Consider the following 21,074-nt stretch of genomic DNA (forward strand, 5'->3'; position numbering starts at 1 on the left):
CTTGAACTGCTGCGCGATCTTGACGAGCAGCGGAGGAAGGATGTTCTCAGGATCATGGAGGCGCTTCTGCGGTCAACCGAGTAAGGCGCGGTAGAAGAAACCCGGCAACTTTGCCGGGTTTCTTTTTGCTCAGGATTTTTTCTGCTGCAGTTTCTTCCACTCCCGATCGGCGGCCTTCTGCGCGGCCTCCTTGTTGTCATAGACCCGCCTCAGGCGTTTCGGCTTGGTCGATTCGCCCGCCACGACCGAGGTCTCCTTGCCCGTCGCCTTGTCTCTGTAGAACGCCACCACCCCGGTGTAAGCGCCATCCTTCGGCTCCTCGTACAACGAATCGACGTTGTCCTCTGGCAGCTTGCTCTCCAGCTCCAGGCTGGAGGTGAATCCGGCGTCCGCGGTGAGGCTGTGCTGCACGTTGCCGCCGTACCAGACGATTGCGTCGATCTCGCTCTTGACCCCTTGAAGACTGTACGTCAGCTCCGGGATCAAGTCGGCCCGGCCCTTGGCCAGGTTGTAGCTGAGCGTGGCACTGCCGCGTTGCAGGCGGTTCAGCTCCGATCGGGCGGCCCGCAAGGCTGAATCCCGGTCGCTGTATGTGTGCCGCAAATCCTTGACCTTCTCGCCGCCGCCGGCGATTGCTTCCTGCTTTTTCGTGCTGCCCACGTCGTAGTAGTAGGCTTTCACCGCGTCATAGCTATCGCGGTCGGCCTGGAGGAAGCGGTGGCCGTCACCGTCGCGTCTGGTCAGCGTTACATGGGGCAGGGCGGCCCCGCTGGGCGTTTTGCCTCCGCCGGCTGGGAGGCAGACCAGGCAGCCGGCCTTTACGGTGATCACGGCGTCATGCAGTTCGCCAAGGCGGGTGAGCATGTTGGCGTCGGACTCGTTGGCCTGGTCCAGGTGTTTGACCGCTCGGGCCGCGACCGCTTCGGCAATACTGGTCTTCAGGTCATTCGCGGTGGCGATGTCGCCCAGGACCTGGCCGAGCGTGGTACCGCTCCAGCTGCGCTCGCGCTTGGTCTTAAGCCCCTTGCGCATGTCCGCTGATCGGGCGCGGATGTTGAGCATGTCGGGCGATCCGCTGTGCTCGGTTTCGTCGACGGTGTACGAGCCTTTGTAGGTCAGCCCGGTGTCGCTCCAGCCCAGCCACAGCTTCACCACCGCGCCGCGTGGGGGGATGGCCAGCAGCCCGTCGTGGTCGGACAGGCTCAGGCTCAGCTGGTCGGCCTCCAGGCCACGGTTGTCGGTCAGCTGCAGGCTGATCAGGCGCGGGCTGATGGCCTTGGCCATGTCCTTGCCGTCAACGGTCAGCCGGTAGGCCGGCACAGGGTGACGGGACTCCTCTCGGAGTTCATCGTGAGCGTCACGCATGAACGCCACTACGCGCAGTTCGTCGTCGGTCACAGCACCTCCCGCAGGATTCGCGAGTTGCGCTGGGCCGTGCTGCCCTGCAGGTCAATGCGGCCGGCGTCGGTCCGCTTGAGCGCAAGGCTGAATTCGATCCTGCGCGCGGTGCCGTCCGTGAAGAACAGGGACTGCGTTTCGCTCAGGCTCTCGATGACGTACAGGCCACGCATCCGGCCGGTGCCGTCGACCATGGGCCATGCCCGGCCCGTGTTGGCCATGCCGCGCAGTTCGTCCAGGCTGACCACGGTACCGGTCAGCTCCGGCAGGATCACCCCGGGAAGGGTGATCTTGTCGTCGCCTCGGCCGGTGAACTGTTGCGCTGGCTGGGCGCCGACGCGGTTGCTGCTAGCCCATCTCCAATCGGTTTGGCGCTGCAGTTCCTGGTAGGCGATGGTGTTCACGCTGAAAATGAACATGCCCAGGGCGAGCATCATGTCCTGTTACTCCTGGTCAGAAAGGGCGCTGCGCCGCCGAGCGGACTTCTCGCGGTCGCGGCGGTCCAGCTCGGCGCTGACAGCGCGGGCTATTGCCTGTGGGTCCATGCCTTGTTGGGGCTGGATGTAGAAATTGATCACGTCGTGGCTATCGCTGGTACTGCCGGCAGCAGCGGCAATCGGTGGCCTGTTGTCCAAGGTAACGGCTGATGCGGCCTCGACCGCGATGCCCTGGGCCGCGCCGACTGTGGGAGCTGCGGCGTTGAGCTTGAACTGCCCGGCCTGGGTCAGGTCTTGCCCCAGGCGCGCTACGGCATCCAGAGGCTGCTTGGCGCCGGCATCCAGGCCCATGGCCAGGCCTTCGGTGGTGAAGCCGCCGAGTTCAGCAAATACCCGTGATGGGCTGTGGATGCCCAGCTTTTCCTTGAACCAGCCGATGGTGGAGTCGCCCAGGGCGCTGATCGTGTCCTTGACCAGGCTCAACCCCGACATCAGGCCGTTGACCAGGCCGTTAATGATCATTCCCCCGAACTCCGTGAAGCGGCCGGGCATCTCGACGCCCAGGTAGTTCATCACGGCCGAGAAGGCCTGGTAGATCAGCCCGATGGGGCTGAAGTTGGCCAGCACGGTGAGGATGCCGGTGATGCCGCCGCTGAATCCTGCCTTGATCTCTTCCCAGGCACTGGCGAAGTAGGCCTTCACCTGGTCCCAGTTGCGATAGATGAGGTAGGCGGCGCCGGCCAGCACCGCGACCACGGCCGCGATCGCGAGGACCACAGGGTTGGCGGCCAAGGTCCACATGGCGGCCGAGACCAAGCGAAGTGCGCTCATCAGCCCGCCAGACAGCACGCTGATGAGCCGACCGATCACCGGCAGCATCGTCGAGCCTTTCACGGCGAACATGGCCATACCGTACTGCGCCAGGGCGAATGGGCCCAGCACGCTGGCCATGGCCACAGTGAGCGCGCCCATACCGGCGACCAGGACCGCGACGATTGCCGCCCCCTTGGCGATACCAGAAGCCAGCTCTGGATTGGCTTCGATCCAGGTCTTGGCCGCGCCGACGACCTCGGTGACGGTCTGCACCAGCTCGCGCAGCGGTCCATTCTGGCCGTCGACCAGTGAGCCGATGAGCGCCGACCAGGTGCCGGTGAGCTTGTCCAGGTCGCCGCCCAGGTTATCCCGGAAGGTCTTGCCCATCTTGTCCGCAGCCCCGCCAATTTCCCCCAGGCTCGCGGTACCGCCGGCCAGCGCCTTCAGGAAGTCGGGGATCTGGTCGACGGCCAGGTCCTCAACCGGCGTGCCGAACAGGGCAATGGCCGCGTTCGCACGTTCTGCCGGGTCCTTGATGCGCAGCAGCGCGTTGGCGGTGGTGGTCAGGGCTTTGCGGGCGTCTTTGCCTCCCTTGGCGATTGCGGAGGACATCTTCGTGGCGTTGAGGCCGATTGAGGCGTAGGCCTGCGTGCTGGACTTCGACATGTCCGAGCCGCGAATGGAAAATTCCTTGATGGCGTCGCCGGTCTTGTCCAGGGCGAACTTTCCCTGCTTCGCCATGTTTACCAGCAGGCTCATTGCCTCCTGGCCGCTGAAGCCCATCCCACGGAAGTGCGTGGAGTACTCATGCAGGATTTCCGGGATCTCGCCGCGCATCTGTGTCGAAACCTTCTGCATGCCGGCGGCGACCAGGTCGAAAGCTTCCTCGCTGCTGCTGGCCAGGCCGTTCTTCATCAGGATGCCAACCATCTGGATGCTCTCGGCCACGTCGATGCCCATGATCTGCGACAGGTCGAGAGCCTTCCGCGCGGCGCTGTCCAGCTCCTTGTCGCCCACGCTGCCCAGGGCGCCAAGGGTGCTCTTAGCCGCGGCCACGGCCTCGCCGATCGCGGCAATGTCGGTGCTTTGGCCGTCCGATCGGATGTTGCGGATCATGTTCGAGTACTGCGCGGACCGCTCGGGGGACTCGCCCGACTGGGCTGCGATCAGTGATCCCTGGTGGCCAACCTCCAGCTGCGGCGCGATCAGGGCAGCGCCGGCCACACCGGCACCCACACCGCCCGCAATCCCTGCGGCCCCGGCGCCGGCCATCGCGCCCGCGCGGCCCTGCACCTTTTCCAAGCGTGCCTTGGCCTGGGCGGCCTTGCGCTGGGTGGCCGCCAGCTGCTTGAGCTTGGCCTCTTGCTGCTCGATGGTGTGGTTGGTCTGCGCCATTTCTTGGCGCAAGGCCTGGTTGTGCTGGTTGAGCTTGCGCGTGTCGATGCCGGCCTCACCAAGACGGCGCTGGAGGCCACGCAGCGCCTCCTGCTCGTCCTTCTGCTGCTGCTTCAGGGCGTTGGTGGCCCTGATGGCTGCCTGAAACTCGGCCGTCATCTGCTTGGTCGGGGCATCGGTGGCAGACATCGCCCGGCCCATTTCCTTGACCTTCGCCCGTGCCGCGTCCAGGGCCTGGGCTGTTTCGCGTGCCTGGGCGTGCTGTTGACGCCAGGCGCTCACGTCCTTCTGCTGTGCGCTCAGTTCCTTTAAGCGTTCGCGTGTTTCCTTGAGCGCGCGGGCGGTGTCCTGTCCGCCCTGGGTGATCTGGCGCAGCGGCGCGGTGGCCTTGTTCACGGCGTCCAGGACAACCTTGAGCTGCAGATCATTTGCCATTGCTACTACTCCTAACCCTGGCGCGCTCACGCCATTCCATCAGCTCCTGGACGCTCAGCCGGTCCATCTCGGCTGGCGTCCAGTGGAAAACCACGGCCAGGTCGGCCATGGCGTCTTCTACGCAACCAGGGATGCGTCCGTCCTGGTCCGCTTCTGCAGCAAAAAACCGGTGACCTTCACGCCGATTGCGACCAGGTCGGCTGGGTCCAGGGCGCGGACCTCGTGCTCGAGCAGCTCACTGATACGCGGCAGCAGCTTGATCAGCGAGGACACGTCCATCTGCAGCAGGTCAGCCAGCTGGATGCCGCGCAGCTCGCCGGAGGATGGCTTGCGCAGCGAGACGACGGTCAGATGCTGATCACCGCGGCGCAGCGGTTCATCGAGCAGGACCTCATTGTCCTTGAGCTGTGGGGCTGCAGGCAGCGCAACGACGTCACTGGTCAGGTTGGTGTCGGTGGTTTGGATGTTCTGTTCCATGGGGACTCCAGGTGATTACAGGCCGATCGCACGGCGTTGGGCTGCGAGCATGTCGACGCCGTCGACCTTCTCGATGAAGTTCAGGAGATCGATCTCGATGACGTCCCGGTTGTCGACGGTGAGGCGGTAGTAGCTGCAGGTGGTGGTGATGGTGTGCTCGGTGTCCTCGCCCGGGGTGGCTTCGCCCAGGTCGATGGTTTCGTGGCGGCCGCGCACCACGATCTGCACGCTGGTCACTTCGCCCGTGTCGTCACGCTGGTAAGCGCCGCTGAAGCGCAGACCGAAGGCCGTGGCGCTGGTGGCGCCGAATTGGCGCAGCGAGATGAGGTCCAGGCCACCGGTTTTCCATTCGAACTGGATACCGTCGTCGGAGAAGCCCAGGTCGGCCTTCACCGGGCCGTTCATGCCGCCGCCGCGAAAGGCCTCCATCTTGCGGCCGAGGGGTGGGAGGGTGACGCTCTTCACCTTGCCAACGTAGCTGTTGGCGTCGTTGAACAGGGTCATATTCTTGAGTTTGCTTGGCAGTGCCATGGGCGCGATCTCCGGTTAGGCGTTGACGCTGGCAGCGAATTCCATCAGGTAGCTGTCAGTGATTTTCTGGATGAAGGTGAGGTCCTCCAGAGGCGGCACAGGCGTGTAGTCGTAACTGAGCTTGAGCTGGCCGGCGTAGAGGGTCTCCTTGCTGTTGAGGTCCTCGTCGTACCAGCAGCCGCCGCCGATCAGGTAGCCAGAGCGCACCAGTTCGCGGAACTTCGCATTGATGCCCTCCATGATGTCCTTCACCAGGGTGGGGGTCATCGGCTTGTCGACGGCCCACATATGGGCCTCGGCCATGGTGTCGGCCAGGACCTGTGCGGTACGTGTGTAGTTCTCGAAGGCGAAGAGCGGATCGTCGCTGCAGGTGCGGCTGCCCCAGAAGCGGAAGCCGTTCTCGTTGATGAGGGTGGTCACCTCGTTGCTGTTGAGGTAGTTGGCATCGGTGGCGGGGTTCTGCAGGTCCCAGAACACGTCGGCGCTGATGCCGGTCACGTTGCTGACCGCAACGTTGGACAGGGTTTTGTGCCAGCCGACCTCCTGGTCGATCTTGGCGCGCATGCCCAGGGCGATGGCCACAGCGGGCGCCGTGGCGGTGGCGTTGGCGGTAGTGTCCCAGTTCAGGAAGTCCGGCCAGATCACCATGACCTCGCGAGCGCCGAAGTTCTCGCGATAGGCGGTGACCTCTTCCTTGGTCTTGCAGTTCCAGGCGCTGACGTAGGCGAAGCCGCGCAGGTCCTTGGCGATCGATACCAGGGCGGTGGCCACCGGCAAGGCGTCCAGGCCTGGCACGCCGAGGATGCGCGGGACCATGCCGACACGCGACTTGGCTGCCAGCAGGGCCTTCATGCCGGTGTACTTGCCCTCGGCCGTGGTGGTGCCGATCAGCGCGCTGGTTGTTTCGGCCTCGGTTTCGCCTTCCTTGACGCGAACCACGATGACGTAGGGTTTGGCCTGATCGGCGATCGCCTGCAGGGATTTCGCCAGGGTGCCGGTGGTACCGGCTTTGCCGACGACGGACTGCACCCCGGCGAACAGGACCGGCGTGTCGAGTGGGAAGACAGTGGCATCAGCGTCGTCTGCAGTACAGACCAGGCCGATGACGGCGGTGGAGATGGTGCGAATGGGGCGCGTGCCATCGGATTGTTCGATGACCCGGACGCCGTGGAGGTAGTCGGCCATGGTTTGCCTGCGCAGTGTGTGAATGACACTGCACAGGCTGCCGCGCGCGCGGGACCGGGGCGAGCTGGTTGGGTTGTAGGGATGCCCGCTACAGGGTTTGTTCGGCGACCCAGGTTGGCGCCACAGGTCGCTGCGCACTGTCAGGGAACGCTTCACATTGCGGCCAGTCGCGCAGAGCCTGCATATAAACCAGCAGTTCCTGGAATTGCTCAGCCGTCAGCGTAGTGCTGCCGCCAATCTCCACTTGATCGCGGTGGCGGTCGCGCAGCCATACAGCATTGGTCAGCTCAACATCGCGCCAGGTTCGCTCGGCAGTAGCGCGGGCCTCAAGGCCAAGCACTTCGTCCAGCGCCCAGCTTTGCCCATTCCAGACATGCGCCGAGCTGGGACGAACCCCCAGAAAACGCTGCTCAGCTGTGTGATACCACGACAACGCGCCAACATCGGGATGCTGGGCTAGATCCAGCAGCCCCTCACCGTCCTCCGGCCCAGCGTACTCTGCATCCGCCGACTCAGATTCTGGCATTTCAATAATCGCCAGCAGCATCTGCGGCCCCTCGACTAGAGGGTCATAACGTCCAAAGCGCCTCATGCTGCGTCTCCCAAGCGAATAATCTCCAGTTGCGAAACCTGTCCGCTGTCGTTGCTGGTGGTGTCGTCGCGGTCACCGTTGACAAAAACAGAGCCCGCTGTGCTGGTTTTCGAGAAGTTGACTGTCAAGTTCACAGTTCCTGACATCGGGTTTGTGTATCGGAGCAAAGCCGATTCGCCCCGCCACAGGTTCTCTGAGATGTTTTGCGACCAGGTATCAAGCACAGTGGCGCCGTTTTTCAGCGTGACACTTACATAGTTACTGCCCGCCGCGCCGCTAGTGCTGACGTTAAACTGCAACCGCGCACGAATCGCATACACGCCGCCATCCGCCTCAAACGTGGTCGACAGCGGGCTAAAGGCCACCGGCCCCACCGTTGCGCCGGAAATTCCCTGAAGTGCGGCGCTGGTGACCCGGGCGACTTGCTTGACCCTCTTGCTGGAAATTGCGGCTGCCACAAGAGCGTCGACTTCGGGCTTGGTGTAAGCATCCGTGATCCCTGCCGCTGCCAGCGTGGCTGGGTTGGTACCGGCCGTCACTCGCCCGTTCCGATCCACCGTCACCGAGCGGTAAGTCCCGGCTGTGACGCCGGATGGGCCAGCGATCTGCTCGAATACCAGGCCCGTCGTACCAAGGGTGATCGGTGCATTGGTCGTCAGTTGCCACACCGTGTCGGCTCCCACCGCGCCCTGCTCGACATGCACAAACAGCCCAGGCGTAACCTCAACACTCGCATCCGCATCGACCGCTCGGGCCCAGGCTCCTGCGGCCACCACATAGATACCGTTGTCCTTGGCAGCGGCCTGGTTTTTAACCAGCACCCGCGCACCGGCGCTCAGTGCCACCCCGTCAACGGTCTGCAACGCGCTCAGTGCAATTGCAGCCGTGGTCGCAACCTGCACTGAGTTCTTGTAGTCCAGGTTATTCACAGCGATCGCGATCGCCGAATCGACCTGCGCTTGGGTATAAGCATCCGTGATCCCAGCCGCCGCCAGCGTGGCCGGATTGGTACCGGCCATCACTCGCCCGTTCCGGTCCACCGTCACCGAGCGGTAAGTTCCGGCTGTGACGCCGGATGGGCCAGCGATTTGCTCGAATACCAGGCCCGTCGTACCAAGGGTGATCGGCGCATCGGTCGTCAGTTGCCACACCGTATCGCCACCAACCGCGCCCTGCTCGACATGTACGAACAGTCCCGAAGTGACCTCGCTACTCGCATCGCCATCGTCCGCACGGACCCAGGCACCGGCCGCCACGACATAGATACCATTGTCCTTGGCCGCTGCCTGGCTCCTGACCAGCACCCGCGCGCCGGCACTCAGCGCCACTCCGTCGACCGTCTGCAGGCCGTTCAGGGCGATAGCGGCCGTGGTGGCCACCTGCACCGAGTGTTTGAAATCCTGCTTGTTCAGCGCCGACAGAATCGCCGTGTCGACGTAATCGCGGGTCGCCAGGACGATGCTCGGGTCGATCTTCAGCGACACGTTCGCCGTATTGCCGAACAGGACGTGCATGCGAATGGTCTGGGTGCGCCCCGACCCTTGGGCCAGCAGCGGCTTATAGCTGGGCGGCGGTTTGGCCACGGCGATGAAGTTGCCGTTGGCATCCTCCAGGGCCAGCTCCCGAATCCACCAGCCACCTGTCTCAGGCGGCAATACCAGCTCAGCAACCAGTACGGCCGGGTCAGTGGGCGACTGGTACAGTGCGTTCAACTGCGCTCGGTGCACCTGGCGTACCAGGGCGGTTTGGGCTGGGCTCGGGGTTGGGTCCGGGGTCACGGACGGTTCGCCGCCGGCATCGCCGATCAGCATGTGGGTGATGTTCCAGGGAATGCCCAGCGCCGCCGTGTTGGCCTGCTGGGCTATCCCGACATTGGTCAAAAATCCGCCGAATTGCGTGCTTGCGTTAGCCATTGAGGTAAACGTCCAGTTGGTCGATGGTGTGTTCAGTCACGGCGTCGAAGCCACCCACGCTTACCTCAATGTCTGCAGGCTCCCACGGGTAGACTTCCAGAGCGTCGCCATCGAGAACAGCGACCGCCTGGTAGGCCGGAATTTGGGTTTCTAGGCTGATGTCCAGCCCGATCAGGTGCCGGCTGACTGGCCGGGCGTCGTCAATGAGTCGGGTGAGCTCCTGGTACGTTTCTTCGCTGATCCCCTGATCGTCGACCCCGACCCGGAGCGAGAAGGTGCCAGGTACGCCAAGTGGCAGCGTCTCCCACCACTCCTTGACCTCGATCAGATAGCCCAGCGGCTCCACTACGCGACGTAAGGCGCCGATCGTGCCCTTGCGGGAGTGGATGAAGTAGGCGGCCTGGATGGCTGCGCGCTTTGCCGCTTCAGGCCATTTCGGGTCCCACCGGTCCACAGAGAACGTCCAGGCCAGGTAGGGCAGCAGCGCTGTTGGGCATGTGGCAGGGTTCATCAGCTGCCGCAATGGAATCGGCACGCGCTGAATCTCCGCCAGCGCCTGGGCGGCCAGTACTTCGAGCGAGCTGGCGTTACCAGGAAGCAGGCGCTCGGCCATCAGTCCACCCCCAGCGACAGCTTGATTTTGGTGCAGTACGGGGCCTGGGCCTTGGTGGCCACCACATCCTGCCAGCCTTGCAGCACGACCTTCCGCACGCCCTCGACATGGAGCTTGGCGTGGATGATCGACTCCGAGATCTCCAGGCCCAGGCGGCGCCGTTGCGTGGTGAACGCGATCAGGCTGGCCTCAGCCGCAGCCAAAGCGAGTTCGCCCTCGGGGCCAGCGGTGACCATGAACAGCTCTGCGGTTACCTGGTAGTTGATGATTTCCGCAGCTTGCACGGTCAGGCGATCGGCAACTGGCCGGCGGTTTTCATCGCTCAGGTAGGTGTTCACCGTGGCCAGCAGCCCAGCCGGGGCCGTGCCGTCACCGTCCAAGGCCTGAACCGTGACCACCACCTCGGCCGGGGATGGGCTCTCGGCCGTGGCATCAGCTACTTGGCCTGCGGCGGAACGGGCGTGGAAGATGTAGCTGTTGCGCGGGCCGGCGGTGCTCAGCCCTTCCCAGGCCATCTGGGCGCGCTCTCGTAAGCTTTCGTCACTCTCCAGCACCTGTGGTACCGGAGGGACAGCGTTCGGGTCGGCAGCCTGGATTACCAGACGCGACACGTTGAAGTTCGCCGCCAGGTTGTCCAGGTCGGAACCCTTGGCGTAGGCCAGCATGTTCGCTACTGCCGCTTCGTTGGCACGCTGCCGCAGCACTGTTTCGCGGTAGGCGTTCTCTTGCAGCAGCTTCGTCAGTGGCTCCGACTCCAGTTCCAGGAGCGCAGCGATATCGGCTTGTTCGTCGGCGGGCCAGAGGCTGATGGCGTAGGCCTTGCGCTCTTCCAGGATGGCCTCGTAATCGATCTGCTCGACCACGGCCGGCGCGGGCAACAGGCTCAGGTCAATGGCAACAAAGTTGCTCACAGGCTACCCCCCAGCTGGATTGGCACGCTGAGGCTCAGCGGCTCATTGGAGTCGACGAGCGTGCACTCGATTTCGATGGTGGCGTTGCCGGCCAAGGTGAGGTCCTGGAGCTGCATGCGGTGCACGCTGATACGGGGTTCCCACTGGGTCAGGGCCATGGCTGTAGCGGCGTAGGCACGTAGCCGGGTTGCCTCGTTCGCGGGGTGGTCGACCAGGTCAGGCAACAGGCTGCCGTACTCGCGGCGCATGACGCGGGTGCCGATCCTGGTGGTCAGGATGTCGCCGATCGACTGGATGATGTGGTTGAGCCGGGAGATAGACCGGCCGGTGAATCTGTTCATGTGGCCTCCGGTACGCCCGTTTTGCTCGGGCCAGGCATCACGCCGCCGTGCAGATGCTTGACCAGGCTGATGCCATCGGCCACGACATCGACCGAGACGGTTACGGTGCCCGTGACATTCTGGTCGCCGGTCTGGGTGTAGTTACCCTCGTGGGTGATATCGCCAACGATGCGGATGCCGCCCTTGCTGGTGAGCTCGGTGGTGCCGCCATCCGGCAGAACCGCCGCCAGGTGGTGCGCCACGCTGTCGTACTCGATCACGGCACCGTCGGCGTAGGTCCTGCGGTGGAGCCCGGCACGGTCGCCGTTGGCCGGTACCGCATCGCTGAAAATGCCTGTGACTGCTACGGCGTTGGCCAGCTGGCCGCTGGGAGAGAGCAGTAGCACCTGCTCGCCCTCGGTAGGCGGGTCCCACTCCTGGTCCTTGCCGGCACGCCAGGCAAGCCAGGGAATCCAAGTGGTCTTGAGGCCACCGGTCTGGACTTGAACGCGGGGCGGCGCTAGCTGCACTGCGGCAACGGTGCCGAAGCGGATCAGGTTTTCCAGCAGGCGGTTGAGTTCGGCGATGGAGTTCATGCCGGCGATGGTCGCGCCACGCGTGCGCGTGTGCAGCCTGGGCTGCTTGTAGCAGGCGCTTTTACAGCTTGAGGTGGGCGAGAATCAGGTCCTTGAGCAGGTCCTGGTCAGCGGGAGTGAACCCCAGCAGTTCCCGCTTTTCGTAGTGGGCCATGGGGCCTCGTGGCGCGATCCGGTCGCGCAAACCGTACTGGTGCACGCGGGCGATCTTCGCGATCCGGCCGGAGAACCCCACAGTAACGCCCCTGGCATCGCCCTTGGCTTTGAGGTAGGTGGCGGTGCGCATCTTCTGGAACATCTTCGCCTTGCGTTTCACTCGGCCCTGCTTCTCGCGCAGCTTGGGCGGCCGGCGCGGAGTGAACGGGCTGCCGTCCGGGTTGCGCTGGCCGGCGATGCGCTGCTGCTGGCTCCTGCGCAGCTGCTTGGCCAGCTCCTTGGCGAGTTTGGCACGGCCGGCCGGCTCCAGGTGCTGCAGTAGCGGCGCCGCCCAGTCATCCAGGGCTTCAAGGTCAGCCATTCTGGACGACCCACTCTTCCATGCTTGACCACTCGGCCGGCTGAGGTTCGCCGGCATGCTGGATCGTCGTGCCGCCCTGGCCGTCGGTGCCGACGATGACCCGTTCGGTCAGTGGCAGTGTGATGCTGAGGTCTACTTTGGTGCGGTCCAGGATATCGGCCTCGAATTTCACGCCTTCCTTCGACTTGTCCAGGTTGTGCAGCAGCTCCGACTGGTGGACCTTGAGCCAGCCCAGCAACGGCACCATGACGGCATCGGGGTGCCCGGCGTAGTCGGTCAGGATGATTTGCAGGTTGTAACCGTACTCGAATGACAAGCTTTCGGCCCCGGTGCATCGGACTTTGCCCTCGTCGATGAACATCAGAAGCCGGTCTTCCTGCAGGTCGGGAACGGCCTGCAGCAGATGAGCACGCAGGCTATCGGGCTTGTTCATGGCTCACCTGGTGCTGGTAGACAAGGTCGACCTGGGCGGCGCACTCGGCCCAGGCCAGTTCGGTGCGCTCCTGGTCACTGAGCAACTGGCCGTTCTTGGACGGCGCCGTCGCTGGCAGCTGGCACGGGACCACCACCGGACAGCCACTGACGGTAAGCAGCGGCGCCGGTGATGGCGGGACGCTCCCGCAGCCGGCGAGCAGGGTCAGGGAGAGGCTGATCAGCCCAGTTCCGTAGTTCTTCGTTCTCATGGGTCAAGGCCTCGATCAGGCGCTCGCGGCTGGCCAAGCCCGCGCGCAGCTCGCCCTGGAGCTGCCGCAGCTTGGCCTGGTCTTCGCGTTCGCGCTCCAGGGTGGATTTCATTGTGTTGGCCGTGGCCAGGTTATTGCGGGCGTCAGCCTGGGCTGCGGCAAGGTCTTGCACCAGGCGTTCGATTTTCAAATCGTTCGCCCGCCACCAGCCCCAGCAAATAACAGCAATACCGGCTGACGCCGAAGCAGCCAGGAGCCAGCCGCGAAACCCCATCACTCGAAAAACTCCCCGAGGAACAGGCGGCGGAACTCGTCTGGCGCGTAGCTCAGGCGGGCCTCTTCTAGGCATTCGCTCATATCCGCGCACCAGTAGTGGCGCTCGAAGCGGCCTTCGTTCGCGTAGAGCAACTGAAGCAGCAGATCCGAGCCTGCGTCACAGCCGATCTTGCGGGTGAAGCGAGGCGATGAGTAGTAGTAGGCGTTTGCTCGATGTTGTGCGTTGGCCAGCCATTCGAACTCGTCGTAGAACCACACTCCTTCCTCTGGATCGAGGTTGGCAGGGAACTGCTGGCGGTGGCTCCGCACCAACGCACCTGGGATTTGCTTACTGAAGTAGTCCTGATGCCCGCTACTGCAGACGACGCGCACCAGGTCGCCCTTCGCAAGGTGCTCCTTTGCCTTGGCGATAAGGCGGGTGGTTTTGCCCGTCATCCGGGGGCTGATTTCAAGGCCCAGCGGCCGGCCGACTGTCATGCTGGCACCATCGCGCGGTCTTGGTGCAGCTCGAAGGCGCGCTCAAGTTTCACGTCGTACAGGTTTCGCTTGTAGTCGGCGCCGTTGTACAGCTCCGCGACCTTGGCCCACTTCAAGGCTTTCAGGGCCTTGTGCAGCGTTACATCGCCCTCGATGTAACGGATGAAGGCTTCCAGGTGTTCCGCTTCACTGCGGCGCATGCACTCAACGAAATCGTGAACGCTGGCGTAGCCGAGCCGTTTCCAGTGGTAGCCCATCACCTGGAAGGCACCCCAGGACGCTGATTCAAGCGCTGCGGCATCGTCGATCTGACGGGCGCCGGCCAGCCGCTGGTGTTCGGCGGTGCCACCGATGTAGCCACCAGACTTCGGGTTTACCAGGGCGGGGTACTCAACGGCCAGTTGCTTGGCGCGCTGCTGCAGCTGGGCCACGTTGGCGCCTTCGGCCCGTGCGATTTGCAACTGCCGGTACATGATGTGGCGTTCGAACAGGATCACCGGCTTGCCGTTGTCCAGGAAGCCTCGGCCCTTGGACTCGACCTCGTTGAGGGCGTAGACGGCGGCCACCGGCACCCCCAGGCGTTGGGAGGCTTGCACCAGGTCCGCGTGCTTGAGCAGCTTCTGGGTGTCGCCCCCCGCCAGGCTGGCCAGTGTCTTGGCCCCGGCCACGCCGTCCGAAACCAGTCCCTGCTTGAGCTGGTAGGCCCGCACCGCCGCTTCGGTGGCGTCACCGTAGGCGCCGTCGGTCAGCAGCTGTGCACCGCGTTCGTTGAGCCGGCGTTGCAAATCGCGCACCGCCTGGGAGCGGTCGCCATGTCGGAGAGCGGTCATGCGGTTCCCTCTTTGCGTGTGAAGAACTTCTTCGCGGTGGCGCGGGTGAATTCGACGCCCAGCAAGCCAATGACGCCGCCGAAGAACGGGGCGGCGCTGATCGGGATGCCGATCAGCGACAGTCCATGGCTGGCCGACAGTGCCAAGGCGCCGCAGAGCGGGGCCTCGACGGCCATGCGGCGAATTCCGCCACCGCCGTAAATCACCCGTAGGGCGGCAATGACGATGGCCAGGCCGCCGGCATACAGGCCGGGCCAGTTGTGCTCGAGCCAGGTTGCGAGCCAGGCCCAGGTTTCGGGACGGTCAGGCATTCGGGGCCTTCCTTGGTGGGGTTTGGGTGTGAGCGGTCAGTCCCATAGCTGCACCATCGGGCGATCAGGGGCTGCCGCTTGAAGTTCGGGGAGGATGACCAGCAGGCCGGCAGGGAGCACCGGCCCCTGGTCGGCCAGGCCGGGATTGGCGTCCAGGACCTGCTCAACGACGCCGGCCGTGCGGCCGTAGTGTCGCCAGCACAGGGCATCGACCGTGTCGTTTTGCTGGGTGCGCCGTTGTTCGGCCATCACAGCAGTTCCACGGTGGTGCGCGATGTGCCAAGCAGATCGCGGATCGCCCAGCGCTGGTCCCGGCGGTAGTCATCAATGGTCGGGGCGTCTTCGTCGGCACTTTTGTCGCCGCTGCCGGTGGTGTCGTAGCCGCGGTACCGCTCGCAAACCTCGGCCCCGGCCGCGCACTCGACGGCGCGTAGGTAGAGGTAGACGAGTTGGGATTCGCCCTCGATGAGTTCGCTTGGGGTTTCGGCCAGTGTCCTGGCCCCGCCGGCCTGTTTGGCTTCGCGCCAGACGGCCAGGTCGTTGTTGACCGCGATGATGGCGGCCATCACAGCCGTTTTCAGCCTGGCAGGGGTGACGCTGGAGTCGATACGCAGGCTTTCGCGCAGCTTGCCCAGGTCAATCGACGGCCAGAAGGCATCGCTGGTGACTTGGCCGCCCGAAGTCGGGCCGCCGGCTACGAATCCGCTCATGATCGCGTGCTCTGGAAAGGTCGGCGGTGGTCGGGGCTTCACAGCTGAGCCAATGGCCGCTGATCCGTCCCGAGCCGCCGGGTTGCGTGGGACGCTCGGTTAGCCGGCAGGGCCGGCGAGTTTCTTGAGGAGGCGCTCGGCGCGCTCCAGGTCTTTCTTGCCGCCGCAGGTGCTGTGCAGCGCGATGGCTTCCTTGAGCAGGTCAGCACCAGTCTGGAGATCATCCGGCTGGCCGGGGTTGTTCTCGTCCAGGCCTTCCAGAGTTGCTCGTCCAAGTGCCAACTTGAGCTTGGCCCGCGCCTCGTCTGGCATGTCCGAGTCCTTGGTCAGCTCCGCGGTGCGGGTCAGGACATCACGCGAAAAGCTGCTACCGGACTTCTGGGCGATGAGGGCCGAGGTGGCCACTTCTTCCGCAATCAGGCAACCGGTGGTGCGGTTGAAGCGATCCGGCGTGACCATGCCGTGCTTCAGGACGTACTCGGCGATGTCGAGGCCACCCAGGTAATCGGCTGCGTCCAAGCGCCAGATCATGACCGTCATCAGCACGTCGTCTTGACTTCCGTTACCAGCTTCGAGAATGCCGTCCACGTATGGCACGTAATCCGGCAAAAGCACTTCCTTGAGCTTGGCTTTGGCCTTCTGCGACTGGACTTGCTTGAGGCGTAGCTGATCCTGCTGCAACTTCGCGAGCATCAGCTCATAGCTAGTCAGGCCGTCCATGAGCGCGGGCGGAGATACGCTGGCTGCGTCCTTCGCTGCCAGCTTGCGCAGCCGGGTCCGTTGGGCGAGGGTCTGGGTCATGGCTTAAACCTTCTCGATGTTCTCGACCAGCGCGCAGGCGCCGAAGTCTTCCACGACATAGGCCTCGTTCGACGACTGGTAGTCGGCGACTTGGTCGGCGTCCGGCTCATCACGCAGGTGGCGACGGCGCTTTTCGTTCTGGTAGTAGATGGACAGGTTGGACAGCGGACCGACCCACACCCCACCCTCGATGAAGAACGGCGCGTCATACTCGATCGGCTTACCGCCCAGACGCGTCTTGGCGATGATGTCGTCCGCCGCGTTGGCCTCCTGGTTGGAGTCTGCGCCCCGTTCCAGTGCCTTGAGCTGCTTCTCGTGCAGCAGGGCAGGGTCAACGATTACGACCAGGTCAGAGCGCTTGCGGTGCCACGGGTCGAGCAGCTCAATGGCGTCGAACACCAGAGCATCCAGGGTTTTGTAGTCGCCGGTCGCGCCCACGGTCACCTTGCCAGCGACCTTGCCCTCGTCGATGACACGCTCCGGCGCACGGTCGCGCATCTTCTGCAGCCAACCAATGTTGACGTCCTGCAGGAGCGGGTTGGCCGCCAGGTCAGTATCGACTTCCGCGCTTACACCGTTGAACCCGATCATGATGCGATCCAGGCCCTGGCGCTCGGCAATCGACCCAGACAGTCGAGTTTGGAAATCCTTGAATTTGGCCCAGGCATCGAGGCGCGCATAAGGTAAGGCGGTATCGAAGTTGGTCTTCTTGCAGGCGTAGGTGTCGGCAGTGAGGCCGGTAACGTCGCGTGCCTGGCGACGCTTTCCGCCGCCGGTGGCAGTGCGGCTCGCGATCGGGCCGTTTACGCCCAGCAAGATGGCTTCGCCCTCAGCTTCATCGACGCCGATGATGTTGATCTTTTTCAGGAACTCGCTCGACTCCTGGATCGCGGTTTCCAGCTTCTGCGCGGGGTTTGGTGCAACGGTGTAGGTCTCGGTGACTGACTCGACATCGTTGATCTTGGCCTGGTTGGCCAGGTAGCCGTTGAAGGCGATCCGGGTTGCTTTCTGCATGGTGATTCTCCGAACTGGTGGTCTATGGGGCTACGGGGATCAGTAATCAGCCTGGATTTGCCCGTCGCCACCGGTCACTGGTGGGCGTTTCGTCTGGGAGTGGTCTTCGGTTTCGCCCAGGCGCTTGACCAGCTCGTTGAAGTCGGTGGACAGCTTGTCGTGGGCGGCCTGGAGCTTCTCGCGGGCATCTTTCTCTGCGCTGAAGGCTTCGGCCTGCTCGGCACCATGGGTGGCGATCTGCTCGATCATTTCGCCCAGGGCGCTGAAGTTGGCGGCGTCCTTGCCTTCCTTGTCCTTGCTCTTGCCGAGGAGCTCGCCGACTTTGTCGCGTAACGCGGCGAACATGTTCGGGGTCTCGACGACCTCCTCGAATTTGAAGGTGACCTCCTCAGCGGCGCTGAACAGGTTGTCCTGGTGCTGCTTGCGAGCGGCCAGACCGCTCTGCGAACTGAACTTGAGGGCCTCGGTACCCAGGCTGGCCGGGCTATCGGTGACCGCCAGGCCGACCAGGTAAGCCTTGCCCGTCTCGGCGAAATTCGGGCGTACCTCTGCGGAGGTGTAGATCTTCTGGCCCTTCTTGTTCAGCTCGATCAGGCTGGCGGTCGGCTCGATCTGCGCATACAGGCCGAGCTTCTTCTCGCCGTTGATCTCGACCTCTTCGGCCTTCAGTGCCAGAACATCGCCGAACGAGCCGAATAAGGTGTCTGGTCCCAGGCCGCGGATGTGCTCGCAGTTGAGGCGGGCGCCGTAGGTCTTGCGGTCGTAGGTGGCGGCCATCTGCTCGATCCAGGAGCGCTCGATGGTGCGCCCGTCAGTAGTGGCACCCTCTACGAAGATGCGGAACCAGTCGGATCGGTAGTTCTTGACGGGGGCGGTGCTTGCGGCCATGTGGGCAGTCCTCGGTGCGGTGGCGATGTGCCTTGCGATGAGGGGCATGGTCCGCAGCCGGGTGACCCACGGCAACGCGCTGGACTTGTAGGCCTTATGGCTACAGGGCACGCCAGTGGGTGAACGCGCGCGCGAGCGGCAGCATCGGCGCCATGAACACTACCGCCCAACCCACGACCGATCCCCGCCGCCAAGCTAAGTTCATGTACTGGACGGGTTGGCGCATCACCGATATTGCCGACTACCTGGGCGAGAAAGAGAAGACCGTCCACAGCTGGAAAGCCCGTGATGACTGGGATCGGGCCGACAACGTCGAGCGGATCGGCGGGGCGCTAGAGGCGCGTCTCGTCCAGCTGATCCTCAAGGACGGGAAGACCAGCGGCGACTTCAAGGAGATCGATCTCCTGCATCGCCAGCTGGAGCGTCAAGCCCGCATCCAGCGGTACCAGGGCGGTGGTACCGAAGGCGATTTGAACCCGAACATTGCCAAACGCAATGAGGGGCCGAAGAAGCAGCCCAAGCGCAACGAGCTGGACGAGGAGCAGATCGAGAAGCTGGTCGACGCCTTCCGGGACAGCTGCTTCGACTATCAGCTCGACTGGTACCGCGCCGGCAACCAGCGCACCCGGATGATCCTCAAGAGCCGGCAGATCGGAGCGACGTTCTACTTCGCCCGCGAGGCGCTGATCGACGCGATTACCACGGGACGCAACCAGATTTTCCTGTCGGCCAGCAAGGCCCAGGCGCACCAGTTCAAGACCTACATGCAGGCGTTCCTCAATGAGGTACTGGGCATCAAGCTGACTGGTGACCCCATCGTGCTCTGGAACAACGCCGAGCTGCACTTCCTTGGTACCAACTTCAGAACGGCGCAGGGCCGATCCGGCAACTTCTACTTCGACGAATTCTTCTGGGTGCACGGCTTCGCTGAAATCAACAAGGTCGCCTCTGGCATGGCCTTGCACAAGAAATGGCGCAAGACCTATTTCTCGACGCCCAGCAGCATGGCCCACCCGGCGTACACCTGGTGGACCGGTGAGCGGATCAACAAGGGCAAGCCGACTGCCCAGCACATCGAGCTGGATGTCACCCACGAGGCGCTGCAGCAGGGTCGGCTCTGCGAAGACAAAATCTGGCGCCAGATCGTCACCATCATGGATGCCGAGGCCAGGGGCTGCGACCTGTTCGACCTGGACGAGCTGAAGCTGGAGTACGACGCTGCCGCGTTCCAGAACTTGCTGATGTGCCAGTTTGTGGACGATGGCGCGAGCATTTTCCCCTTGGCCATGCTGCAGCCATGCATGGTTGAAAGCTGGGACTGGGAGGGTTACAGCCCATTCGCTGCCAGGCCATACGGAGAGCGCCCGGTATGGGTGGGATATGACCCGGCGGAAACCGGAGACTCGGCCGGTCTGGTGGTGGTCGCGCCGCCGCTGGTACCGGGCGGTAAATTCTTCGTCCTGGAAAAGCACCAGTTCCGCGGCATGGACTTCAACTCGCAGGCCGAGACGATTCGCCAGATCACTAGGCGCTACAACGTGCAGTACATCGGCATCGACACCACAGGCCTCGGCAGCGCCGTGGCCCAGCTGGTGCGCAACTTCTTCCCCGCGGTGCGCACCTTCTCCTACAACCCCGAGGTCAAGACACGCCTGGTCATGAAAGCCTGGGATGTCATCAGCAAGGGCCGGCTGGAGTTCGATGCCGGTGCTATCGACATCGCCCAATCCCTTATGGCTATCCGCAAGACCGTCACCCCTGGTGGCCGACAGTTCACCTTCGTCGCAGGCCGAAACGAATCCACCGGCCACGCTGACTTGGCCTGGGCGCTTTTCCACGCGCTGCATAACGAGCCGCTTGAAGGCCAGACCGCAACCAATACCCGCATCATGGAGATCTACTGATGGGCAACAACGATCAGGCCGGCGCAGGCCCGGCGCCCGCCGGGGAGCTGCTTGCCAGCCCAGGCGCCCGAGCCGAGGCATTCACGTTCGGCGATCCGGTACCGGTCCTGGACGGTCGGGAGATTCTGGACTACCTGGAGTGCTACAACAATGGCCGCTGGTACGAGCCGCCGGTCTCCTTGGATGGCCTAGCCAGGTCTTCGAAGGCCAGCGTCTACCTGCAGTCGGGGTTGATCTTCAAGCGCAACGCCCTGGCCAGGACATTCAAGCCCCACAAGCTGCTCAGCCGCCAGGCCTTCGAGCAGATCGTCATGGACTTGGGATGGTCGGGCAACCTGTACCTGGAGAAGCGCGACAACATGCTGCGCGATACTCTCGGGCTTCGGCCGTGCCTCGCGAAGTACATGCGCCGCGGCTCCGATCTGGAGACCTACTACCAGGTGCGCGGCTGGCGGGATGAGTTCGAGTTCCGCGCGGGGAGCATCTGCCACCTGCGTGTGGCCGATATCAACCAGGAAGTGTACGGGCTCCCGGAGTGGCTGCCGGCGCTGCAGGCCGCTCTGCTCAACGAGTCGGCCACACTGTTCCGCCGCAAGTATTACCAGAACGGAAGCCACGCGGGCTTCATCCTGTACATGACCGATGCCGCCCAGAACGAGACCTTTGTCGACGATCTGCGCAAGGCCATGAAGAGCAGCAAGGGGCCGGGCAACTTCCGCAACCTGTTCATGTACGCGCCCAACGGCAAGAAGGACGGCATCCAGCTGATCCCGATCAGCGAGGTGGCGGCAAAGGATGACTTCGGAGCGATCAAGAACATCAGCCGCGACGACCAGCTGGCCATGCTGCGGATTCCGCCGCAACTGATGGGCGTAGTACCTCAGAACGCCGGTGGATTCGGTTCGGTGCGTGACGCTACCCAGGTGTGGGCGATGAACGAGCTGGAGCCCGAACAGGCCAGGCTGCTGCAGATCAACGAATGGCTGGGGGAAGAGGTAATCCGATTCAGTCCATATGAGGTGCCGGCAGGTAACGCCAACTGAGGCA

General features: G+C 63.8%; 25 protein-coding genes and 3 pseudogenes. 2 read left to right on the plus strand and 26 right to left on the minus strand.

The window, feature by feature from the left end; genetic code table 11:
* Window positions 1-129: 129 nt before the first annotated feature.
* The 26 genes and pseudogenes from F6X61_RS05080 to F6X61_RS05195 all read right to left on the minus strand — a co-directional run bounded on the left by F6X61_RS05080 (window position 130) and on the right by F6X61_RS05195 (window position 18,123).
* Window positions 130-1,365: a phage late control D family protein gene (locus tag F6X61_RS05080; protein WP_153785749.1), complete on the minus strand. Its 1,236-nt coding sequence runs from the start codon at window positions 1,363-1,365 to the stop codon at window positions 130-132.
* Between the two features lie 29 nt (window positions 1,366-1,394).
* Window positions 1,395-1,835, minus strand: coding sequence for a phage tail protein (locus tag F6X61_RS05085; RefSeq protein ID WP_153785675.1), 441 nt, complete (start codon window positions 1,833-1,835; stop codon window positions 1,395-1,397).
* Between the two features lie 6 nt (window positions 1,836-1,841).
* Window positions 1,842-4,478: a phage tail tape measure protein gene (locus tag F6X61_RS05090; protein WP_153785676.1), complete on the minus strand. Its 2,637-nt coding sequence runs from the start codon at window positions 4,476-4,478 to the stop codon at window positions 1,842-1,844.
* Entirely contained in the window at window positions 4,468-4,587 is a 120-nt protein-coding gene (locus F6X61_RS05095) for a GpE family phage tail protein (RefSeq protein ID WP_153785677.1), read from the minus strand. Before F6X61_RS05095 ends, F6X61_RS05090 begins: the two co-directional genes overlap by 11 nt.
* Before the next feature lie 8 nt (window positions 4,588-4,595).
* Window positions 4,596-4,955, minus strand: a complete 360-nt coding sequence (locus tag F6X61_RS05100; RefSeq protein ID WP_153785678.1) for a phage tail assembly protein — start codon at window positions 4,953-4,955, stop codon at window positions 4,596-4,598.
* A 15-nt stretch (window positions 4,956-4,970) separates the two neighbouring features.
* Window positions 4,971-5,486 (minus strand): phage major tail tube protein, encoded by a 516-nt coding sequence (locus F6X61_RS05105; protein WP_153785679.1) that lies wholly within the window; start codon window positions 5,484-5,486, stop codon window positions 4,971-4,973.
* Window positions 5,487-5,501: 15 nt separating this feature from the next.
* The gene (locus tag F6X61_RS05110; RefSeq protein WP_153785680.1) at window positions 5,502-6,671 is read right to left on the minus strand and encodes a phage tail sheath protein; all 1,170 of its coding nucleotides are present in this window, start codon (window positions 6,669-6,671) and stop codon (window positions 5,502-5,504) included.
* 88 nt (window positions 6,672-6,759) lie between these two features.
* Window positions 6,760-7,218, minus strand: a complete 459-nt coding sequence (locus F6X61_RS05115) for a phage tail assembly chaperone (RefSeq protein ID WP_256671295.1) — start codon at window positions 7,216-7,218, stop codon at window positions 6,760-6,762.
* A 514-nt stretch (window positions 7,219-7,732) separates the two neighbouring features.
* Window positions 7,733-7,859, minus strand: a pseudogene (locus tag F6X61_RS27480) (hypothetical protein); the annotation flags it as partial.
* Between the two features lie 855 nt (window positions 7,860-8,714).
* Window positions 8,715-9,176 (minus strand): annotated as a pseudogene (locus F6X61_RS27485) (phage tail protein); the annotation flags it as partial.
* Complete coding sequence (locus tag F6X61_RS05125; RefSeq protein ID WP_153785681.1) at window positions 9,169-9,789, minus strand: phage tail protein I; 621 nt, start codon at window positions 9,787-9,789, stop codon at window positions 9,169-9,171. The gene F6X61_RS05125 and the pseudogene F6X61_RS27485, both read right to left, overlap by 8 nt.
* Window positions 9,789-10,700, minus strand: coding sequence for a baseplate J/gp47 family protein (locus F6X61_RS05130; protein ID WP_153785682.1), 912 nt, complete (start codon window positions 10,698-10,700; stop codon window positions 9,789-9,791). Before F6X61_RS05130 ends, F6X61_RS05125 begins: the two co-directional genes overlap by 1 nt.
* Window positions 10,697-11,041, minus strand: a complete 345-nt coding sequence (locus F6X61_RS05135) for a GPW/gp25 family protein (RefSeq protein WP_153785683.1) — start codon at window positions 11,039-11,041, stop codon at window positions 10,697-10,699. Before F6X61_RS05135 ends, F6X61_RS05130 begins: the two co-directional genes overlap by 4 nt.
* A complete protein-coding gene (locus F6X61_RS05140; RefSeq protein WP_153785684.1) occupies window positions 11,038-11,616 on the minus strand; it encodes a phage baseplate assembly protein V in 579 nt (192 codons plus the stop codon). Before F6X61_RS05140 ends, F6X61_RS05135 begins: the two co-directional genes overlap by 4 nt.
* A 61-nt stretch (window positions 11,617-11,677) precedes the next feature.
* Window positions 11,678-12,133 carry a phage virion morphogenesis protein gene (locus F6X61_RS05145; RefSeq protein WP_153785685.1) on the minus strand — a complete coding sequence of 152 codons (456 nt, stop codon included), beginning with the start codon at window positions 12,131-12,133 and terminating at the stop codon, window positions 11,678-11,680.
* Window positions 12,126-12,566: a phage tail protein gene (locus tag F6X61_RS05150; RefSeq protein WP_153785686.1), complete on the minus strand. Its 441-nt coding sequence runs from the start codon at window positions 12,564-12,566 to the stop codon at window positions 12,126-12,128. The genes F6X61_RS05145 and F6X61_RS05150 overlap by 8 nt, the downstream gene beginning before the upstream one ends.
* Window positions 12,550-12,816 carry an Rz1-like lysis system protein LysC gene (lysC, locus tag F6X61_RS27105; protein WP_218575530.1) on the minus strand — a complete coding sequence of 89 codons (267 nt, stop codon included), beginning with the start codon at window positions 12,814-12,816 and terminating at the stop codon, window positions 12,550-12,552. Before lysC ends, F6X61_RS05150 begins: the two co-directional genes overlap by 17 nt.
* Window positions 12,740-13,165, minus strand: a pseudogene (locus F6X61_RS27210) (hypothetical protein); the annotation flags it as partial. The gene lysC and the pseudogene F6X61_RS27210, both read right to left, overlap by 77 nt.
* The gene (locus F6X61_RS05160; RefSeq protein ID WP_153785687.1) at window positions 13,090-13,569 is read right to left on the minus strand and encodes a hypothetical protein; all 480 of its coding nucleotides are present in this window, start codon (window positions 13,567-13,569) and stop codon (window positions 13,090-13,092) included. The pseudogene F6X61_RS27210 and the gene F6X61_RS05160, both read right to left, overlap by 76 nt.
* A complete protein-coding gene (locus tag F6X61_RS05165) occupies window positions 13,566-14,399 on the minus strand; it encodes an N-acetylmuramidase family protein (protein ID WP_153785688.1) in 834 nt (277 codons plus the stop codon). Before F6X61_RS05165 ends, F6X61_RS05160 begins: the two co-directional genes overlap by 4 nt.
* The gene (locus F6X61_RS05170) at window positions 14,396-14,710 is read right to left on the minus strand and encodes a phage holin, lambda family (protein WP_099813805.1); all 315 of its coding nucleotides are present in this window, start codon (window positions 14,708-14,710) and stop codon (window positions 14,396-14,398) included. The genes F6X61_RS05165 and F6X61_RS05170 overlap by 4 nt, the downstream gene beginning before the upstream one ends.
* A 36-nt stretch (window positions 14,711-14,746) precedes the next feature.
* Window positions 14,747-14,959 carry a tail protein X gene (locus F6X61_RS05175; protein WP_153785689.1) on the minus strand — a complete coding sequence of 71 codons (213 nt, stop codon included), beginning with the start codon at window positions 14,957-14,959 and terminating at the stop codon, window positions 14,747-14,749.
* The gene (locus tag F6X61_RS05180) at window positions 14,959-15,420 is read right to left on the minus strand and encodes a head completion/stabilization protein (protein ID WP_153785690.1); all 462 of its coding nucleotides are present in this window, start codon (window positions 15,418-15,420) and stop codon (window positions 14,959-14,961) included. Before F6X61_RS05180 ends, F6X61_RS05175 begins: the two co-directional genes overlap by 1 nt.
* 99 nt (window positions 15,421-15,519) lie before the next feature.
* Window positions 15,520-16,221 (minus strand): phage terminase small subunit, encoded by a 702-nt coding sequence (gene gpM, locus F6X61_RS05185; RefSeq protein WP_153785691.1) that lies wholly within the window; start codon window positions 16,219-16,221, stop codon window positions 15,520-15,522.
* Window positions 16,222-16,224: 3 nt separating this feature from the next.
* The gene (locus F6X61_RS05190) at window positions 16,225-17,235 is read right to left on the minus strand and encodes a phage major capsid protein, P2 family (protein WP_153785692.1); all 1,011 of its coding nucleotides are present in this window, start codon (window positions 17,233-17,235) and stop codon (window positions 16,225-16,227) included.
* Between the two features lie 39 nt (window positions 17,236-17,274).
* A complete protein-coding gene (locus F6X61_RS05195; protein ID WP_153785693.1) occupies window positions 17,275-18,123 on the minus strand; it encodes a GPO family capsid scaffolding protein in 849 nt (282 codons plus the stop codon).
* 152 nt (window positions 18,124-18,275) lie between these two features.
* Here F6X61_RS05195 and F6X61_RS05200 point away from each other — a divergent pair, with 152 nt between their 5' ends.
* Both F6X61_RS05200 and F6X61_RS05205 read left to right on the plus strand, forming a co-directional pair.
* Window positions 18,276-20,027 (plus strand): terminase ATPase subunit family protein, encoded by a 1,752-nt coding sequence (locus F6X61_RS05200; protein ID WP_153785694.1) that lies wholly within the window; start codon window positions 18,276-18,278, stop codon window positions 20,025-20,027.
* Window positions 20,027-21,070, plus strand: coding sequence for a phage portal protein (locus F6X61_RS05205; protein WP_153785695.1), 1,044 nt, complete (start codon window positions 20,027-20,029; stop codon window positions 21,068-21,070). The genes F6X61_RS05200 and F6X61_RS05205 overlap by 1 nt, the downstream gene beginning before the upstream one ends.
* The last annotated feature ends 4 nt before the right edge of the window (window positions 21,071-21,074 follow it).

It is taken from the genome of Pseudomonas sp. EMN2 (genome assembly GCF_009650555.1).
Lineage (GTDB): Bacteria > Pseudomonadota > Gammaproteobacteria > Pseudomonadales > Pseudomonadaceae > Aquipseudomonas > Aquipseudomonas sichuanensis.

What these genes read in the sequence shown, in the direction of transcription:
- F6X61_RS05080 (WP_153785749.1), bottom strand. Translation starts at nt 1,365, where the DNA reads ATGCGTGACGCTCACGATGAACTCCGAGAGGAGTCCCGTCACCCTGTG.
- F6X61_RS05085 (WP_153785675.1), bottom strand. Translation starts at nt 1,835, where the DNA reads ATGATGCTCGCCCTGGGCATGTTCATTTTCAGCGTGAACACCATCGCC.
- F6X61_RS05090 (WP_153785676.1), bottom strand. Translation starts at nt 4,478, where the DNA reads ATGGCAAATGATCTGCAGCTCAAGGTTGTCCTGGACGCCGTGAACAAG.
- F6X61_RS05095 (WP_153785677.1), bottom strand. Translation starts at nt 4,587, where the DNA reads ATGGCCGACCTGGCCGTGGTTTTCCACTGGACGCCAGCCGAGATGGAC.
- F6X61_RS05100 (WP_153785678.1), bottom strand. Translation starts at nt 4,955, where the DNA reads ATGGAACAGAACATCCAAACCACCGACACCAACCTGACCAGTGACGTC.
- F6X61_RS05105 (WP_153785679.1), bottom strand. Translation starts at nt 5,486, where the DNA reads ATGGCACTGCCAAGCAAACTCAAGAATATGACCCTGTTCAACGACGCC.
- F6X61_RS05110 (WP_153785680.1), bottom strand. Translation starts at nt 6,671, where the DNA reads ATGGCCGACTACCTCCACGGCGTCCGGGTCATCGAACAATCCGATGGC.
- F6X61_RS05115 (WP_256671295.1), bottom strand. Translation starts at nt 7,218, where the DNA reads ATGCTGCTGGCGATTATTGAAATGCCAGAATCTGAGTCGGCGGATGCA.
- F6X61_RS05125 (WP_153785681.1), bottom strand. Translation starts at nt 9,789, where the DNA reads ATGGCCGAGCGCCTGCTTCCTGGTAACGCCAGCTCGCTCGAAGTACTG.
- F6X61_RS05135 (WP_153785683.1), bottom strand. Translation starts at nt 11,041, where the DNA reads ATGAACAGATTCACCGGCCGGTCTATCTCCCGGCTCAACCACATCATC.
- F6X61_RS05140 (WP_153785684.1), bottom strand. Translation starts at nt 11,616, where the DNA reads ATGAACTCCATCGCCGAACTCAACCGCCTGCTGGAAAACCTGATCCGC.
- F6X61_RS05145 (WP_153785685.1), bottom strand. Translation starts at nt 12,133, where the DNA reads ATGGCTGACCTTGAAGCCCTGGATGACTGGGCGGCGCCGCTACTGCAG.
- F6X61_RS05150 (WP_153785686.1), bottom strand. Translation starts at nt 12,566, where the DNA reads ATGAACAAGCCCGATAGCCTGCGTGCTCATCTGCTGCAGGCCGTTCCC.
- lysC (WP_218575530.1), bottom strand. Translation starts at nt 12,816, where the DNA reads ATGAGAACGAAGAACTACGGAACTGGGCTGATCAGCCTCTCCCTGACC.
- F6X61_RS05160 (WP_153785687.1), bottom strand. Translation starts at nt 13,569, where the DNA reads ATGACAGTCGGCCGGCCGCTGGGCCTTGAAATCAGCCCCCGGATGACG.
- F6X61_RS05165 (WP_153785688.1), bottom strand. Translation starts at nt 14,399, where the DNA reads ATGACCGCTCTCCGACATGGCGACCGCTCCCAGGCGGTGCGCGATTTG.
- F6X61_RS05170 (WP_099813805.1), bottom strand. Translation starts at nt 14,710, where the DNA reads ATGCCTGACCGTCCCGAAACCTGGGCCTGGCTCGCAACCTGGCTCGAG.
- F6X61_RS05175 (WP_153785689.1), bottom strand. Translation starts at nt 14,959, where the DNA reads ATGGCCGAACAACGGCGCACCCAGCAAAACGACACGGTCGATGCCCTG.
- F6X61_RS05180 (WP_153785690.1), bottom strand. Translation starts at nt 15,420, where the DNA reads ATGAGCGGATTCGTAGCCGGCGGCCCGACTTCGGGCGGCCAAGTCACC.
- gpM (WP_153785691.1), bottom strand. Translation starts at nt 16,221, where the DNA reads ATGACCCAGACCCTCGCCCAACGGACCCGGCTGCGCAAGCTGGCAGCG.
- F6X61_RS05190 (WP_153785692.1), bottom strand. Translation starts at nt 17,235, where the DNA reads ATGCAGAAAGCAACCCGGATCGCCTTCAACGGCTACCTGGCCAACCAG.
- F6X61_RS05195 (WP_153785693.1), bottom strand. Translation starts at nt 18,123, where the DNA reads ATGGCCGCAAGCACCGCCCCCGTCAAGAACTACCGATCCGACTGGTTC.
- F6X61_RS05200 (WP_153785694.1), top strand. Translation starts at nt 18,276, where the DNA reads ATGAACACTACCGCCCAACCCACGACCGATCCCCGCCGCCAAGCTAAG.
- F6X61_RS05205 (WP_153785695.1), top strand. Translation starts at nt 20,027, where the DNA reads ATGGGCAACAACGATCAGGCCGGCGCAGGCCCGGCGCCCGCCGGGGAG.